This window comes from Haloferax sp. ATCC BAA-644 (assembly GCF_000336975.1).
GTDB lineage: Archaea > Halobacteriota > Halobacteria > Halobacteriales > Haloferacaceae > Haloferax > Haloferax volcanii.
Genome location: NZ_AOLF01000018.1, coordinates 1 through 15254, shown reverse-complemented (window position 1 = coordinate 15254; position 15254 = coordinate 1). Strand labels below are relative to the sequence as shown.

The 15254-nt window shown below is 69.0% G+C and carries 16 protein-coding genes and 1 tRNA gene; 13 read left to right on the top strand and 4 right to left on the bottom strand.

Annotated features, from left to right (window positions below; all coding sequences use genetic code 11):
- The first annotated feature begins 2 nt into the window (after window positions 1-2).
- The 7 genes from C458_RS08275 (at window position 3) to C458_RS08245 (ending at window position 5571) form a co-directional block, all read left to right on the top strand.
- Window positions 3-593, top strand: a complete 591-nt coding sequence (locus C458_RS08275) for a hypothetical protein (protein ID WP_004063031.1) — start codon at window positions 3-5, stop codon at window positions 591-593.
- A gap of 102 nt (window positions 594-695) precedes the next feature.
- The gene (locus C458_RS08270) at window positions 696-1601 is read left to right on the top strand and encodes an EamA family transporter (RefSeq protein ID WP_008574778.1); all 906 of its coding nucleotides are present in this window, start codon (window positions 696-698) and stop codon (window positions 1599-1601) included.
- Window positions 1602-1655: 54 nt separating this feature from the next.
- Complete coding sequence (gene hisS, locus C458_RS08265) at window positions 1656-2951, top strand: histidine--tRNA ligase (RefSeq protein ID WP_008574776.1); 1296 nt, start codon at window positions 1656-1658, stop codon at window positions 2949-2951.
- A 108-nt stretch (window positions 2952-3059) separates the two neighbouring features.
- Window positions 3060-3506 carry a universal stress protein gene (locus tag C458_RS08260; RefSeq protein WP_008574775.1) on the top strand — a complete coding sequence of 149 codons (447 nt, stop codon included), beginning with the start codon at window positions 3060-3062 and terminating at the stop codon, window positions 3504-3506.
- Window positions 3507-3579: 73 nt separating this feature from the next.
- Window positions 3580-4431 (top strand): tRNA pseudouridine(38-40) synthase TruA, encoded by an 852-nt coding sequence (truA, locus tag C458_RS08255; RefSeq protein WP_008574772.1) that lies wholly within the window; start codon window positions 3580-3582, stop codon window positions 4429-4431.
- 87 nt (window positions 4432-4518) lie between these two features.
- The gene (locus C458_RS08250) at window positions 4519-5166 is read left to right on the top strand and encodes an HAD family hydrolase (RefSeq protein WP_008574768.1); all 648 of its coding nucleotides are present in this window, start codon (window positions 4519-4521) and stop codon (window positions 5164-5166) included.
- Window positions 5167-5274: 108 nt separating this feature from the next.
- Window positions 5275-5571 (top strand): hypothetical protein, encoded by a 297-nt coding sequence (locus C458_RS08245; protein WP_008574766.1) that lies wholly within the window; start codon window positions 5275-5277, stop codon window positions 5569-5571.
- Between the two features lie 6 nt (window positions 5572-5577).
- Here the strand turns inward: C458_RS08245 and C458_RS08240 are convergent, their stop codons facing one another.
- Entirely contained in the window at window positions 5578-6915 is a 1338-nt protein-coding gene (locus C458_RS08240; RefSeq protein WP_008574765.1) for a M28 family metallopeptidase, read from the bottom strand.
- 392 nt (window positions 6916-7307) lie between these two features.
- Here C458_RS08240 and pepF point away from each other — a divergent pair, with 392 nt between their 5' ends.
- Window positions 7308-9107, top strand: a complete 1800-nt coding sequence (gene pepF / locus C458_RS08235; RefSeq protein ID WP_008574762.1) for an oligoendopeptidase F — start codon at window positions 7308-7310, stop codon at window positions 9105-9107.
- A 274-nt stretch (window positions 9108-9381) separates the two neighbouring features.
- On the opposite strand, the gene C458_RS08230 is transcribed toward pepF, so the two are convergent.
- Window positions 9382-9455, bottom strand: a tRNA-Lys gene (locus C458_RS08230).
- Between the two features lie 86 nt (window positions 9456-9541).
- On the opposite strand from C458_RS08230, the gene C458_RS08225 reads away from it, so the two are divergent.
- Window positions 9542-10786: a M20/M25/M40 family metallo-hydrolase gene (locus C458_RS08225; RefSeq protein WP_008574761.1), complete on the top strand. Its 1245-nt coding sequence runs from the start codon at window positions 9542-9544 to the stop codon at window positions 10784-10786.
- Here C458_RS08225 and C458_RS08220 read toward each other — a convergent pair.
- Together C458_RS08220 and C458_RS18420 are read right to left on the bottom strand one after the other, a co-directional pair.
- Window positions 10774-11448, bottom strand: coding sequence for a hypothetical protein (locus C458_RS08220; RefSeq protein ID WP_004063041.1), 675 nt, complete (start codon window positions 11446-11448; stop codon window positions 10774-10776). The two genes, C458_RS08225 and C458_RS08220, sit on opposite strands and share 13 nt — an antisense overlap.
- Window positions 11449-11563: 115 nt before the next feature.
- The gene (locus tag C458_RS18420; RefSeq protein WP_008574760.1) at window positions 11564-11740 is read right to left on the bottom strand and encodes a hypothetical protein; all 177 of its coding nucleotides are present in this window, start codon (window positions 11738-11740) and stop codon (window positions 11564-11566) included.
- A 305-nt stretch (window positions 11741-12045) separates the two neighbouring features.
- Between C458_RS18420 and C458_RS08215 the strand changes: the two genes are divergently transcribed.
- From C458_RS08215 to C458_RS08200, 4 genes are all read left to right on the top strand, one after another.
- The gene (locus C458_RS08215) at window positions 12046-12369 is read left to right on the top strand and encodes a hypothetical protein (protein ID WP_008574759.1); all 324 of its coding nucleotides are present in this window, start codon (window positions 12046-12048) and stop codon (window positions 12367-12369) included.
- 88 nt (window positions 12370-12457) lie between these two features.
- Window positions 12458-14236, top strand: a complete 1779-nt coding sequence (locus tag C458_RS08210) for a nitrite/sulfite reductase (RefSeq protein ID WP_008574758.1) — start codon at window positions 12458-12460, stop codon at window positions 14234-14236.
- Between the two features lie 66 nt (window positions 14237-14302).
- Window positions 14303-14587: a DUF6360 family protein gene (locus tag C458_RS08205; protein WP_008574757.1), complete on the top strand. Its 285-nt coding sequence runs from the start codon at window positions 14303-14305 to the stop codon at window positions 14585-14587.
- Window positions 14588-14904: 317 nt separating this feature from the next.
- Window positions 14905-15254, top strand: a 350-nt coding sequence (locus C458_RS08200) for an EamA family transporter (RefSeq protein ID WP_008574756.1), incomplete at its 3' end; no start/stop codon positions are given.

Sequence of the window (15254 nt, the reverse complement as noted above, 5' to 3'; positions counted from 1 at the left end):
ACGTGGAACTCGCGCTCCTCTACAGCGGCGGCAAGGACTCCTCGCTCGCCGCGCTGCTTCTCGACACCTTCTACGACGTGACGCTCGTGACCGCCCACTTCGGAGTCACGGAAGACTGGACGCACGCCCGCGACGCGGCGGCCGAACTCGGCTACGCCTTCGAGACGCTGGAGCTCGACCGCGAGGTCGCGGCGGCGGCGACCGCCCGGATGGTCGAAGACGGCTACCCCCGCGGCGGCATCCAACACGTCCACGAACACGCGCTCGAAGCGGTCTGCGGCCTCGACTTCGACGCCGTCGCTGACGGCACCCGCCGCGACGACCGCGTCCCTTCGATTTCGCGGGCGCAGGCCCAGAGCCTCGAAGACCGCCACGGCGTCGATTACCTCTCGCCGCTTTCGGGGTTCGGCCGCGGCGCGGTCGACCGCCTCGTCGAGTCGCATCTCGACGTGGAGACCGGCCCGTCCGAGGAGATTCCGAAGGCCGACTACGAGGGCGAACTCCGCCACCTCATCGCCGCCGAACACGGGCAGGCGGCGGTCGACGAGGTGTTCCCGGACCACGTCCAGAGCTACGTCCACGGCCGGCGCTGAGGGCGGCCCCCGCGTTCTGACGCCGTCCCGGCCACCCGCTCCCCCGGCGCGCCCCCGGTTCGTACCGCGTCGTTTTTCACGCCGCCGCGCGCCGGGTGAGTCATGGACCCCGGCATCGCCTACTCCGTTCTCGCCGCGTTCGTCTGGGGCGTCTACATCTTCGCCCTGAAGCGGTACTTCCCGGGCTACTCCGGGGCGGTTCTCACGGTCGTCGTCAACGCCTTCGCCGTCCTCCTGTACCTCCCGGTCACGGCGGTGACGTACGACCCCGCGGCAGTCCCCTCGCTGGCCGAACTCGGCGCGACGGGCGTCGGAATCGTCGCCGGTACGGCCGCTCTCGTCGGCGTCGCGCTCATCCTGTTCGTCGACGCCCTCGAAGCCGGCGACGTGTCCTACGTCGCGCCCATCAACAAGCTCGTCCCGGTGTTCGTCCTCCCCATCGAAATCCTGTTTCTGAACCAGTTTCTGACCGGGCTGCAGGTGCTCGGCGTCGCGGTCGCCACCGTCGCCGTCTACGTCGCGAACTACGAGGGCGGGGCGTTCCTCGACCCGCTTCGGCGCGCCGTCCGGTCGCGGCCCGCCCAACTCGCGCTCGCCAGCGCGGCCTGTTACGCCGTCAGCGACGTGGGCAAACGCGTCGCCCTGCAGGAACTCGGCATTCCGACGAGCGTGTTCGTCCCGGTGCTGTTCGTCGGCGCGGCGCTCGCCGTCCTGCCCGTCGCGGTCCGCGACTGGCCGGGCGTCCGCGGCGACCTCCCGAAGTTCGCCGCGGCGGGCGCGCTCGTCGCCGTCGGCGAACACGTCACCTCGACGGCCTTCGGGCTGGTGCCGGCGAGCGTCGCCTCGCCCATCGTCAACACGCAGGCCATCGTCGCCGTCGTCCTCGGCGGGGTCGTCCTCCGGGAGGCGCGGTTCGGCACGCGCCTCGTCGCCGCCGTCCTCGCGGTCGCCGGCGTCTCGCTCATCGCCCTCGGCGACGCGGCGGCGCTCCGCGCCCTCGTCGGGTAGTCGCCGTCGCCCCGAACAACAGGTTTCAAGCGCGACCTGCGCCAACCAACGCCCATGTACGACCGACTCAAGGGATTTCGTGACTTCTACCCCGGCGAGATGTCGGCCCGGCGCGAGGTCGTCGACACCGTCGAGACCGCCGCCGCTCGCTACGGCTTCCGCGAAATCGGGACGCCCCACCTCGAACGGACCCAGATGTACGTCGACAAGTCCGGCGAGGAAATCGTCGAGGAGCTGTACGCCTTCGAGGACAAAGGCGGCCGCGAGGTCGCGCTCACGCCCGAACTGACGCCGACGGTCGCCCGGATGGTCGTCGCCAAACAGCAGGCGCTGTCGAAGCCAATCAAGTGGGTCTCGACCCGACCCTTCTGGCGCTACGAGCAGGTCCAGCAGGGTCGCTTCCGCGAGTTCTACCAGACCAACGCCGACATCTTCGGCTCCTCGGAGCCGGAGGCCGACGCCGAGATTCTGGCCTTCTGCGCCGACGCGCTGACCGACCTCGGCCTCACGGCCGACGACTTCGAGTTCCGCGTCTCCCACCGCGACATCCTCGGCGGCCTGCTCCGGTCGTTCGACGCCGACGTGGACGTCGCCGGCGCGGTCCGCGCCGTCGACAAGTCCGAGAAGGTCGAGCGCGCGGAGTACCTCGGCCTCCTCTCCGACGCCGGCCTCTCGTACGACCAAGCCGGCGAGTTCGCAGACCTCATCGAGCGCGGCGACCTCGACGAAATCGCGGCGTTCGGCGGCGACGACGTCGAAGCCGCGGTCGAGAACCTCCGGAACGTCCTCGCCGCCGCCGACGACTTCGGCGCGGGCGAGTTCTGCGAGGTGTCGCTTTCGACCGCCCGCGGGCTGGACTACTACACCGGCGTCGTCTTCGAGTGCTTCGACTCCACGGGCGACGTGTCGCGGGCGACGTTCGGCGGCGGCCGCTACGACGACCTCATCGAGTCGTTCGGCGGCCAGCCCACCCCCGCCGTCGGCGTCGGTATCGGCGGCGCGACGCTCCAACTGCTCTGCCAGCGCGCCGGCGTCTGGCCCGACGAGGAGCTGGCGACCGACTACTACCTCCTCACCGTCGGTGACACCCGCGGCGTCGCCTCCGACATCGCCCGCGACCTCCGCGCGGCGGGCAACGTCGTCGAGGTCGACGTGTCCGACCGGAGCTTCGGCGCGCAGATGTCCTACGCCGACTCCGTCAACGCCGACACGGTCGTCATCGTCGGCGAGCGCGACCTCGAAAACGGCGAGGTGACCGTCAAGGACATGGCGAGCGGCGACCAGACCACCGTCGCCGTCGACGACTTCCCCGGCGACCGCGACGCACCGACCTACGAGGATTACGAGTAGGCCGACGCAAGCCGTTCCGTTCCCGAACGCCCCCATCGCCGCCGCGATTCCCGCGCCCCGATACCGGCGCGCGCCCTTTTGTTTCCGCCCGTCGTACGGGCGAGCGACATGTACGACAGGATTCTCGTCCCGCTGGATGGTAGCGGCCCCGCCGACGAGGCGCTCGACCGCGCCATCGACCTCGCGGCGGCGACGGACGCGACGCTGTACGCGCTGTACGTCGTCGACGAGCGCGCCCTCCACGCGACCCAACTCGACGCCGGCGGCCTCGTCCGCGCCTACGAGGAGGAAGGCGAGCGCATCGTCTCCGAGGTCGTCGAGGCGGCCGACCCGGTCGGCGTCGAGGTCGTCACGGCCGTCGAACACGGCTCGCCGCACCGGGCGATTCTCCGGTACGCCGAGGAGGTCGACGCCGACCTCATCGTGATGGGCACCCACGGCCGCCGCGGCATCGAACGCTACCTGCTCGGGAGCGTCACCGAGCGCGTGCTTCGACTGGCCGACGTGCCGGTGCTCTCCGTCCGCAGCGAGGACTCGCCGGTCGAAGACGAGTGAGCGAGATGGAGTGAACCGCGCCGCGACGGCGCGGGTGGCGTCGGTTAAGTAGTCCGCCGGGCAAGCACCCGGCATGCGCGCCTTCCGCGTCGCCTACGACGGACGCCCGTACCACGGGTTCCAGCGACAGCCGGACGTGCCGACCGTCGAGGACGCCCTCTTCGACGCCTGCCGCGCGCTCGGCGTCTGCGACGACGACGAGGAACCGACCGGCTACGCCGCCGCCGGACGGACCGACGCGGGCGTCTCCGCGCTCGCCCAGACCGTCGCCTTCGACTGTCCCGACTGGTGTACGCCGCGGGCGCTGAACTCGGAGCTCCCGGGGACGGTCCGGGCGTGGGCCGCCGCCGACGCCCCCGACGACTTCCACGCCCGGCACCGGCCGGCCCGCCGCGAGTACGTCTACGACCTCCACGCCCCGAGCGACGGCTTCGACGACGACCGGGCGAAAGCCGCCTTCGACGCCTGCCGCGGCGACCACGATTTCCACAACCTCACGCCCGACGACCACGGAACGGTTCGGACCATCGACGGCGACCTGACCCGCGACGGCGACTTCCTCCTCGTGCGCGTCGAGGCCGGCGGCTTCGCCCGCGAACTCGTCCGCCGACTCATCTCGCTCGTCCGCGCCGTCGGGTCGGGCGCGGCCCCGCTTTCGAAGGTGGACGACGCGCTCGGTCCCGACCACCTCGACGGCCCCGAGGGCATCGCACCCGCGCCGCCGACGCCCCTCCTTCTCACGGCGGTCGACTACCCGGAAGTCGAGTTCGACGTGGACGCGATGGCCGCCGAGAGCGCCGCGGCGGCGTTCGAAGAGCGGGCGCTGGCGGACCGCATCGGCTGGCGTGTCGGCTCGCGCATCCGCGAGGGAGTCGAGCGGGCGGGCGATGCTAGACGCGTCGGCGACGGCGAAGACCGCGGTTGACCGACGCGTGAGGGGTCAATAGCTCTCCGGAGCGGTTGGGGTCGCACATAGCAACGTTATCGTCGGTCGAGGCCGAACGGTTCGACCATGTGCTACGACGCTGTCATCTTCGACAACGACGGCGTGCTGACGAAGCCGACGCTGCTCGAAGTCCAGCGGGAGGCGGTCAGGCGGGCGTTCGACGAGTTCGACGTGGAGCCGACGACCGAGACGGTCGACGGCGTCATCAACGGCGGCCTCACGCACCTGCGCCGCATCTGCGCGGTCCACGACGTGCCGGTCGACGACTTTTGGTCGCGCCACGAGACCCACGCCGCGGCGACCCAGCGGGCGTGTCTGGAAAACGGGACGAAGCCGCTGTACGACGACGTTGTCGCCCTCGACGACATCGACCACCCGCTGGCGGTCGTGAGCAACAACCAACACGCGACCATCGAGCACATTCTGGACGTGTTCGACATCGGCGACCGCTTCGAGGTGGCCTACGGCCGCGACCCGACCGTCGAGGGCGCGCGGGTGAAGAAGCCGGACCCGCACTACATCGAGCGCGCCATGGGCGAACTCGGCGTCGATTCGGCGCTCTACGTCGGTGACAGCAACGTCGACGTGGTCGCGGCCGACCGCGCCGGCATCGACTCGGCGTTCATCCGCCGACCGCACCGCGACGGCTACCAGTTGGCCGCCGAGCCGACCTACGAACTCGACTCGCTTGACGAACTGCTCGCGGTGTGCTGACGCCCGGAGGACCGACTTCTCCCCCCGGCCCCGTTCCGCGTTCCCACGGCTGCCCCGTCCCACGTATCGACCAATAGACACATCACGCGGCTCGCAGTCGGCTCATACATGGACCGACCCACCGCGTGGGACGCCACCCTCCGCATCGTCTTCGGCCTGTTTATCATCGGCGTCGGCAACGCAGTCGGCGGCTTTCTCGCCGGCATGACGGGTATCGCCGGCCTCGCGCTCTACCTCCTCGTGGCCGTGCCGACGTTCGTCTACGGGATGTTCCACGTCGTCATCGGGGCCGGGATGGTCGTCGAGGCCGCGACCGAAAGCGCGCTCGAAGCGGCGGACCTGACGGTCGAAGTCAGCGACGCCGACGACGGCGGCGAGAGGTCCGAGCCGGCCGAAGACGACTGAGCGGCGCTACTCCCAGCCGTCGGGCCAGATGCCCGCGGCCTTCATTCCCGTCTCGAAGTCGGCGTCGCGGAACGCCGCGGCGAGTTCGTCGTCGTCGAGGCGTGGAACCTCCCCGTCGGCGGCGGTCGCGGCGAGTTCGCGGACGATGAGCGCGGTCAACATCCCGTGTTCGCGGACGTTTCTGTCGTCGACCTTGTCGCGGGTGTCGGCGTGGGTGTGGCCCCAGCCGCGGCCGCGCTCGCCGCTTTCGCTCCTGAGTTGGAGCGCCGGGACGCCGGCGCGGACGAACGGCCACTGGTCGCTGAACGGGTGCGGTTCGGGTTCGATGTCGACCGGGTGGCGCGTCTCGTTGCCGACGCGGGTCGCCACCGCGGCGGTCGCCTCCGAGGTGTGGCTGTGGGCGACGAGGTCGCGGAACCGACCCGCGCCGTCGACGTTGACGACGGCGGCGACGCGGTCGAGGTCGAGGCGGTCCGCGAGGTGTTCGGAGCCGGTTAGCCCCAGTTCCTCCGCGCCGACGCCGACGACGCGCACGCCGAGAGCGAGGTCCATCTCGGCGAGGAGTCGCGCCGCGGTGACGACGACCGCGATGCCGCAGCCGTTGTCGAGCGCGCCTTCAGCGATATCGTGGGCGTCGAAGTGGGCGCACAGGAGGAGTTCGCGGTCGGTGTCGGGGCCGACGCGACCCTCGACGTTCCGGCTCTCGCCGGGCGTCGTCTCGGCGTCGACCGCGAGGGTCGCTTCGCCGCCGCGGGCCGCGTAGTCGGTCAGCCACGACCCGGTTTCGGCGCTCACGCCGACCGCGGGGGCGGCGGCTTCCTCGTCGTAGCGGAGCGCCCCGGTCGGCGGGAGTTGGCCGGGGACGTGGTTGACGAAGACGAAGCCGACCGCGCCGGCGTCGATTGCGTAGTTGAACTTCTCCATCCGGTGGACGAACCGGCCGCCTGCGGGGGTGGTCGTGCTGGCGACGGCGAGCGCGCCGTCCACGTCGGCGGCGTCGATTTCGCTCGGCGTGCCGTAGCCGACATCGACCAGCGGGCCGGAGACGGTCGCCGGGGGAGCGTACGGAAGCGCGACGGCCTCGAAGCGCCGTTCGTCGGGTGCGGTGAGGTCGAGCGTCGTGTCACCGCGGGTCCAGCGCGCCATCTCGAAGGGGTCGAACTCGACGCGCCGGACGCCCGCGTCGGTGAGGGCGTCGGCGACGAGCGTGCTCGCGCGGCGGTCGCCCGGTCCGCCGGCCATCCGGTCGCCGATGGCGGTCAAATCGGTGAGGAACGCCCACGGGCGGTCGTCGACCCACGTCCGGGCGAACGCCTCGCGGACCGCGGGAGAGAGGTCGTCCATGGCAGTTCCACACGCCCGCCGGTCAAAGTGGTTTGCGCCGCCGGGGGCCGCGTCGACTCGGGCGACCCGCCGCGGTCGGAGTCGGGGTCGGTGTCGGATGCCGAAAATCGCCCACAACATCTAACTCAGTTGACGTGGTACGCACGACCGCCATGCCTACGTGTCAGAACTGCGATTCTTTCGTTACGGAAGGTTACGTCAGGGTGTTCGCCCCGGAGGGCATGGACGCCCCCCGCGTCTGTCCGCACTGTGAGGACTTAGTCCGGGACGGCTCGCAGGTCCGAGAAGCGAGAGCGACCCGACACTAACCGCGGCGCGACCGCCCTCCTCGACCCCGCGTTTCCCGTCGATTGATAAGGCTTACCAGCCGCGCGCGCGTCAAATTACCCGACATGAGTTCGGTTCCCGAGCGGAGCGACATCGACGAGGAGTACAAGTGGGACCTCGACAGCATCTACGCCTCCGACGAGGAGTGGGAGGAAGCGTACGAGGACGTCGCAGAGCGCGTTCCCGAACTGGCGGGCTACGAGGGCCGCGCCACCGAGGACCCCGAGACGCTCCTCGAACTCCTCGAGACGATGGAGGAGGTGCTCCGCGAGGTGTCGATGGTCGTCTCCTACGCGAACCTCCGCAGTAGCCAGGACACCCGGAACCAGGAGTACCAGGCGCAGGCCGGCCGCGCGGAGGCGCTCGCGTCGAGAGCCCGGAGCGCGGTCAGCTACCTCGACCCCGAACTGCAGGCACTCGGCCGCGACGGCGTCGACGAGTTCGTCGAGGCAGAGCCCGAGCTGGCGGCCTACGAGCACTACTTCGACGACGTGCTCCGGACGAAGGAACACACCCGCTCCGCGGAGGTCGAGGAAGTCCTCGCCGACCTCTCGGACGTGACCGGCGCGTCGAGCGACATCTACTCGATGCTCGCCAACGCCGACCTGGAGTTCCCGACCGTCGAACAGCCCGACGGCACGTCGGTCGAAATCACGCAGGGTAACTTCACGAAACTCCAGAAACACCCCGACCGCGAGTTCCGCCGGACCGTCCACGAGGAGTTCTACGACCGCTGGGCCGACGTTCGCAACGCCGTCGGCACCTCGCTGAAAAACAGCGTCAAGAAGGACGTGAAGACCGCGCGCATCCGCGACTACGAGACCGCTCGCGAATCCGCCCTCGACGGCCCCAACGTCCCCGTCGAGGTGTACGACAACTTACTCGACACCGTCCGCGACAACCTCGACCACCTCCACCGCCACGCCGAGTTGAAACGGGAGGCCATCGGCGCGGACGAACTCAAGATGTGGGACCTGTACGTCTCTCTCACCGGCGACCACGGCCCCGAGATTCCGTACGAGCAGGCGAAGGAGTACATCGTCGAGGCCGTCGAACCGCTCGGCGAGGCGTATCAACGGCGGATGGCCGAGGGCCTCGAGGACCGCTGGGTCGACGTGTACGAGAACCGCGGCAAGCGCTCCGGGGCGTACTCCGCGGGCACCTACGACACCCAGCCGTTCATCATGATGAACTACCAGGACGACGCGGCGTCGATGTTCACGCTCGCCCACGAACTGGGCCACTCGATGCACTCCGAGCTCGCCAACGACGCCCAGCCGTGGCACGACGCGAGCTACGACATCTTCACCGCCGAGGTCGCCTCCACGGTCAACGAGACGCTCCTCACCGAGTACCTCTTGGAGAACGTCGACGACGACGAACTCCGGACGCACGTCCTCGACGAGTACCTCGAACGGTTCCGCTCGACGCTGTTCCGCCAGACGATGTTCGCGGATTTCGAACTCCAGATTCACGAGATAATCGAGAACGACGGCGCGCTCACGCCCGACCGCTTCGACGAGCTGTACGGCGACCTGAAGGCGACGTACTACGAGCCCGCGGCGACCGACGACCGCATCGCCCGCGAGTGGGAGCGGATTCCGCACTTCTACTACAACTACTACGTCTACCAGTACGCGACGGGTATCTCCGCGGCGGCGGCCATCGTCGAGCGCATCCGCGAGGAGGGCGAGTCGGCCGCGGCGGACTACCGCGAGGCACTCGCGCTCGGCGGCAGCGAGTACCCCCTCGACGTGCTCCGAACCGCCGGCGTCGACATGACCGAGCCCGAACCCATCGAAGACGCGATGTCGGTGTACGCCGAGTTCCTCGACGAGGCCGCGACGCTCCTCGACCTCGAATAGGCGAAAAATCGCAGGCCGGGCTCAGCCGACCTGTCGTTGAATATCCCGCCTGCAATCGACGGTGATTGCGTGGGAAGCGTCGGATTCACTCCCGCCCTAAGGGGCGGGGTGCTCTCCTGATAGAAAGATACCCTCACAAAGTGTCAGTTTGACAAGAACGACGGCCACGGAGTGGAAGTAGCCAACGCAATTGCAACACGGCTTGGTGAAGCTATCACTCGGAGACGTAGGAATCAGAGAGCCGCGTCACTCCGCACGAACCTCGTCGCAGAAACGGGCTGGGAGGGACTTGAACCCCCGACCGTCTGGTTAAAAGCCAGACGCTCTGCCTAACTGAGCTACCAGCCCTCGGAGTTTCTTTAAATGGGGATACTGATAAGCGTTTATTTTCGTTGCCCCCACCTGCTTTGTACCCCGTTCCCGTCCCCCACAATATGGACCTGCGCGACTTCGTGGACACGCTACTCCGGTTCGAGAGCGTCGCCCGCGCCGAAGCACCGGCCCAGCAGTGGGTCAAAAACCGCCTGCACGACTTCGGGTTCGAGACCTCCGAGTGGACCGCCGACCCGGCGCGTCTGTCCGAACACCCGTCGTTCCCGGACGACCCCGACGACATCGACACCGCGAACCGCCCGAGCGTCGCCGGCGTGGTCGAGTTCGGCGACCCCGACGCGGGTCGGACCATCGTCCTCAACGGCCACGTCGACGTGGTACCAGCCGACAGAGAACTGTGGTCCCACGACCCGTATTTGCCCGACTGGGACGACGACGCCGGCACCGTCAGCGCCCGGGGCGCGGCCGACATGAAAGCGGGGTTCGCGGCGTGCGTCTTCGCCGCGCTCGACCTCCGGGACGCCGCGGCGGCGGGCGATGTTGCCCTCGACGGGCGGGTCGTGGTCGAGAGCGTCGCCGGCGAGGAAGACGGCGGTATCGGGGCCGCGGCGGCCGCGCTCGACAACCCCTATTCCTTCGAGCGGGACGCCGCGGTCGTCTCCGAACCGACGCGGCTCAAGCCGGTCGTCGCCACCGAGGGGTCGGTGATGAAGCGCCTCCACCTGACCGGGCGGACGGCGCACGCGGCCTCGCGGTGGCGCGGAGTGGACGTCATCGAGAAGTTCGAGGCGATTCGGGCGGCGTTTTTCGACCTCGAAGCGGAGCGGACCGACGCGGTCGAGCACCCGCGTTTCGACTACCCGATTCCGTGGCCCGTCTGCGTCGGCCGCGTCGAGGCGGGAACGTGGGCGTCGAGCGTCGCGGGGACGCTCACCGCGGAGTGGCGACTCGGCGTCGCGCCGGGCGAGACGGTCGAAGAGGTCGAAGCCGCGTTCGAGGAACGGCTGGCGCGCGTCGCCGCCGACGACGAGTGGCTCTCGGCGCACCCGCCGGCGTTCGAGCGGTTTTCGGTGCAGTTCGAGCCGGCGGAAATCGACGCCGACGAGCCGGTCGTGGAGTCGTTGCGCGCGGCGCTCCGGGCCGACGGCCGCGACGACGAGCCGGTCGGCGCGACCTACGGGGCGGACTCGCGGCACTACGTCGAGGCGGGGATTCCGACGGTACTGTTCGGCCCGGGCGACATCGACCAGGCGCACTTTCCGGACGAGACCGTCGAATGGGCGGAAGTCGAGGTGGCGCGCGAGGTGATTCGGGAGACGGCGACGCGGTTCCTTCAGTCGAGGTAGTCGTCGAGCGCGTCGGCGACAACGTCGCCGGGCGGCGTGTCTTCGAGCGAGGCGCGGCGGCGGAGTTCGAGGTACACGTCGGCCGGCAGCGTCACGTCGAGCCGGCCGATGTCGACGCCGTGGTCGGCGAGGGCGTCCACGGCCGGCGTGCCGTCGTTGACCTCGCTGGCGAGGCGGCGGACCTCGCGGACGGTCAAGCCGGCGTCGAGCGTCGCCCACGCGAGGTGGAGTCGGGCGTCGCCGGAGACGCGGGCGATGTGCTTTGCGGCCGTGGGCGCGATGCGGCCGCGAGCGACGTGCCGGCGGACCGACTGCGGGAGGTCGTGGACGCGGGCCCACTTGCGGATGAAGGAGACGGACACGTCGCCGCCGGCGCGCTCGGCCGCGCGCTTGTAGGAGCCGACGCCGCGGACGAGCGCGGCGCAGGCGGCAGCCCCGCGGAGCATGAACACGTGGTCGTCGTCGCCGGCGGTGGACTCCGAAAACGAGCGAACCGTTCTGGCGGCCTCGGCGAGGCTGTCGGGGTCGGTGGGGTCGAACCCGACGGCCTCGCGGGCGCGGTCGCCCGTGACGGCGGGGTCGCCGCGGACGACGGGTTCACCGACCGGTTCGCGCCGGTCGGCCGGAACCTCGGTCGTTCGTCGGCGTTCGTCGTTCGTCATCTACGAATCGGTAACGCGTTCGGGCTTAAAAACGTCTCCCCGAGAGGCGAGATTCGCGCGCGAGCGGTCGGGAGGCGGAGTTCGGACGGGCGAGTTCCGGCGGTCGGCGGGCGGGTTACTCCTCGCGAGACTCAGAGAGGTGCGACCAGATTTCGGTGCAGCCCGCGCCGTCTTCGAGGTCTTTGAGGTGGGCCGCGGGGTCTTCGTCGTCCGCCTCGGCGGACGGGTCGGCCTCGGCGTCGGCCTCGCGGTCGAGTTCGGATTCGGGTTCGAGCTCTGCCTCGCCGGTCATGCGTTTCCCTCCCGTGTCGGTTCGAACAGCTCTGGGGCGACGTCGGCGGAGGCGTGTTGTCGGACGGCGGTGCGGTGGTCACTCATCACCACCACGTACCGGTCGAACCCGCATAAGGGAATCCGCACCTGTAATGTGTACCCCCACTCCCGGCTACCGGAACGGGTTGCCCCTACCTCTGACGGCGGATTTCGGCCACAATCGCACGACTACGGTGGAACGACCGCCGAAGCGACCGTCGCGCTCCCCCCGCGGGGATTGCGGGCGCCGTCCCGCATAGGTAGCCGGAGCACGGAGGGTGGGGTATGAGCGTCTCCCTGCGCGTCCTCGACGACGGGGCGTGGGTCTCCGTGAACGACGCCAGAGAAGTGAGCGTGAGCGAGCTCTGGCGGCTCGACGACCCGTCATTCTGTGGGTGCGAGCTTCCCGACTTCGTCGTCGAGAACGTCCTCGATGTCGGCGCGGACGGCAGAACCGTCGCCGCGAAAGTGTACGGCCAGTGCATCGCCTGCGGCCAGACGGGCGTTCCCGGCTGGGTCCCGGTCGGCAGACTCCGCGAGGGAGAATTCGTCGATATCGACCGCGAGCGGGTCGTGCTCCCGGTTCGACGCGGCGACGACGACGAGTAGGCAACATTGTCCTCTTTTGGGCAGCACCGGGAAGGGTTGACGGTACGCTCGGGGCCTTACGTGGGCACGTATATGGATAGTCATACGAATGCCCACGGACGTCGAACGCTGGAAGTCGGAGGTCTACGGTAACGAGATACGAGAGCACCTGCTGGAGTTCGCCGAGCAGGGCTGGGACTCCATCCCGGAAGACGAGCGAGACGCCTGGTTCGAGCGCTTCAAATGGTGGGGGCTGTACCACCAGCGCAACGGCCAGGAGTCGTACTTCATGATGCGCATCGGGACGCCGAACGGCGTGCTGACGCCCGGCCAGACCGAAGTCGTCGCGGAGGTCGCAGACGAGTACGCTCGCGGCCCCGCCGAGAACCCCATCTTCGGCAACGGCTACGTCGACTGGACGACCCGCCAGTCGATTCAGCTCCACTGGATTAAGCTGGAGGACATCCCGGAAATCTTCGACAAGCTCGAATCGGTCGGGCTGTCGACCCAGCAGGCCTGCGGTGACTCGTGGCGCAACATCGTCGGCTGTCCCGTCGCCGGCAAGGACAAACACGAGCACGTCGACGCGCTCCCCGTCGCGATGGAGCTCAACGAGACGTTCAAGGGCAACGACGACCACTCGAACCTCCCGCGCAAGTGGAAGGTCTCCGTCACCGGCTGCCGCGAGGGCTGCGGTCAGGGCGACATCAACGACCTCGCGCTCGAACCCGCGACCAAGGAGATAGACGGCGAGGAGACGAAGGGCTTCAACATCCGCATCGGCGGCGGCCTCTCGCGGAACGAGCCGCGGCTCGCCCGCGACATCGACGTGTTCGTGACGCCCGAGCAGGCGGCCGAGGTCTCTGGAGCCATCTCCGCGCTGTTCCGCGAGAACGGCGACCGCGACAACCGCTACAACGCTCGCATCAAGTTCCTGATGGACGAGTGGGGCGCCGAGAAGTTCCGCGACGTCCTCCAGGAGGAGTACGTCGACTTCGAGCTGGAGACCGCCGGCGAGGACCTGCGCTCGGAGTACTCCTACAACTCCGGCTACGCCGACGGCGGCCACTCCGACCACGTCGGCATCCACGAGCAGGCCGACGGTAACTACTACGTCGGCCTCGACGTGCTCGTCGGCCGCATGGGCGTCGACGACACGAAGGAACTCGCCCGCGTCGCCGACGAGTACGGCTCCGGCGAGATTCGCATCACGCAGCGCCAGAACGTCATCATCACCGACGTGCCCGAAGAAAAGCTCGACGCGCTGCAGGACGAGGACCTCCTCGACCACTACTCGCCCGACCCCCACCCGTTCATGCGCGGCTCCATCGCCTGTACGGGCACCGAGTTCTGTTCGCTCTCCATCGTGGAGACGAAAAACCGGCAGGTCCGCTACGCCCGCTGGCTCAAGGAGAACGTCGACCTCCCCGCGGGCGTCGAGGACTTCCACATCCACCTCTCGGGCTGTACGGCCTCCTGCGCCCAGCCGCAGATTGCGGACATCAGCCTCCGCGGCATGAAGACCCGCAAGGACGGCGAACCGGTCGAGGCGCTCGACATCGGCCTCGGCGGCGGCCTCGGCGAGAACCCCAACTTCGCCGAGTGGGTCACCCAGCGCGTCCCCGTCGACGAGGTGCCGGGTGCCATCAAGAACCTCCTCGCGAACTTCGAGGAGCGCCGCGAGGGCGACGAGACGTTCCGAGAGTTCGTCGCCCGGACGGACGAAGAGGAGCTGGCCGAACTAGTCGAACCCGAAGAGACCAGCTACGAGGACCCGATGATGCACAACACGAAGCGCACATGGTACCCCTACGCCGACGACGACGGCCTCGACGCGAGCCCCGCGCCGACCCGCGCCGACGGCACGCCCATCGCGAGCGACGACTGAGCGGGTCGCCTCGGTGACGACGCCGCCGCGCTACCTATTTAGGACGACACCAAACAGTACTCACAGATGCCAGACCGAATCCTGAAGGTCAACGCCTACACGACGCTGGACCTCGTCGACGCGTCGGCGACGGGCCACGATTTCGAGGAGTCGGCGTTCGCCGTGTGCAACGTCACCTCGCCGCGGAAGCACCCCGACGAAATCACCCTCGAACTCGAACTCGACTGGACGCAGCTCGACGCGCTCGCGCCGCACGCGGACAAACTGACACTGTCGCCCGAGGAGGCCCGGACGCTCGCAGCCGACCTCGAAAAGCACGCTGACCGCGTCGAAGCCGAACAGCGCGACTGACCGCAGTCTCCCGATTTTCGACGACAGTTCGACGCCCCGAGCGGCGCGACCGTCCGCTCGACCCGGCGGTTCGTGACAACACAACCCATGAGATTTTCTCTCCCGGTTTGGTCAACGAATCGTGTGAAACCGTGTCTCGAATATTCGAATCGTGTTGCAACGAGGCTAATCGTTAGACATATGACTTCGGAAGTCGCAGAACGTGTTGTGATACAGACGACGCCCTTACGCCGTCCACGCACCGAGCGTCGACCGCACTCCACCTCCCGCGCCCGTCCGGCGAATCGAACGCCGGCCACAGCGCGGGGGGTGGTGGCGTGAGCCGTCACCGGACCCTCGTCCTCTTCGTCGCGGCCGCGGCGCTGTTCGGCACCTCGTTCGTCGGAATCAAGGCGGCCATCGGCTCGGTCCCGCCGGTGCTCTTTGCGGCGTTCCGCGTCGACGTCGCCGCCGTCGTCCTCCTGACGCTCGTCGCCGTCCGCGGCGGCTACTGGCTCCCGCGGACCCGCGCCGACGCGCTCGGCATCCTCGCCAGCGCCGCGTTCGTCCTCGGGGCGAACAACGTGTTCCTCTTCCTCGGCCAGCAGCACGCGACGACCGGCGCGGCGGCCGTGATGTACAGCATCATGCCCGTCGCCCTGTCTCTTATACACATCTCTGATGGCGC

Coding starts and splice junctions, on each gene's coding strand:
- C458_RS08270 (WP_008574778.1), top strand. CDS start 696: ATGGACCCCGGCATCGCCTACTCCGTTCTCGCCGCGTTCGTCTGGGGC.
- hisS (WP_008574776.1), top strand. CDS start 1,656: ATGTACGACCGACTCAAGGGATTTCGTGACTTCTACCCCGGCGAGATG.
- C458_RS08260 (WP_008574775.1), top strand. CDS start 3,060: ATGTACGACAGGATTCTCGTCCCGCTGGATGGTAGCGGCCCCGCCGAC.
- truA (WP_008574772.1), top strand. CDS start 3,580: ATGCGCGCCTTCCGCGTCGCCTACGACGGACGCCCGTACCACGGGTTC.
- C458_RS08250 (WP_008574768.1), top strand. CDS start 4,519: ATGTGCTACGACGCTGTCATCTTCGACAACGACGGCGTGCTGACGAAG.
- C458_RS08245 (WP_008574766.1), top strand. CDS start 5,275: ATGGACCGACCCACCGCGTGGGACGCCACCCTCCGCATCGTCTTCGGC.
- C458_RS08240 (WP_008574765.1), bottom strand. CDS start 6,915: ATGGACGACCTCTCTCCCGCGGTCCGCGAGGCGTTCGCCCGGACGTGG.
- pepF (WP_008574762.1), top strand. CDS start 7,308: ATGAGTTCGGTTCCCGAGCGGAGCGACATCGACGAGGAGTACAAGTGG.
- C458_RS08225 (WP_008574761.1), top strand. CDS start 9,542: ATGGACCTGCGCGACTTCGTGGACACGCTACTCCGGTTCGAGAGCGTC.
- C458_RS08220 (WP_004063041.1), bottom strand. CDS start 11,448: ATGACGAACGACGAACGCCGACGAACGACCGAGGTTCCGGCCGACCGG.
- C458_RS18420 (WP_008574760.1), bottom strand. CDS start 11,740: ATGACCGGCGAGGCAGAGCTCGAACCCGAATCCGAACTCGACCGCGAG.
- C458_RS08215 (WP_008574759.1), top strand. CDS start 12,046: ATGAGCGTCTCCCTGCGCGTCCTCGACGACGGGGCGTGGGTCTCCGTG.
- C458_RS08210 (WP_008574758.1), top strand. CDS start 12,458: ATGCCCACGGACGTCGAACGCTGGAAGTCGGAGGTCTACGGTAACGAG.
- C458_RS08205 (WP_008574757.1), top strand. CDS start 14,303: ATGCCAGACCGAATCCTGAAGGTCAACGCCTACACGACGCTGGACCTC.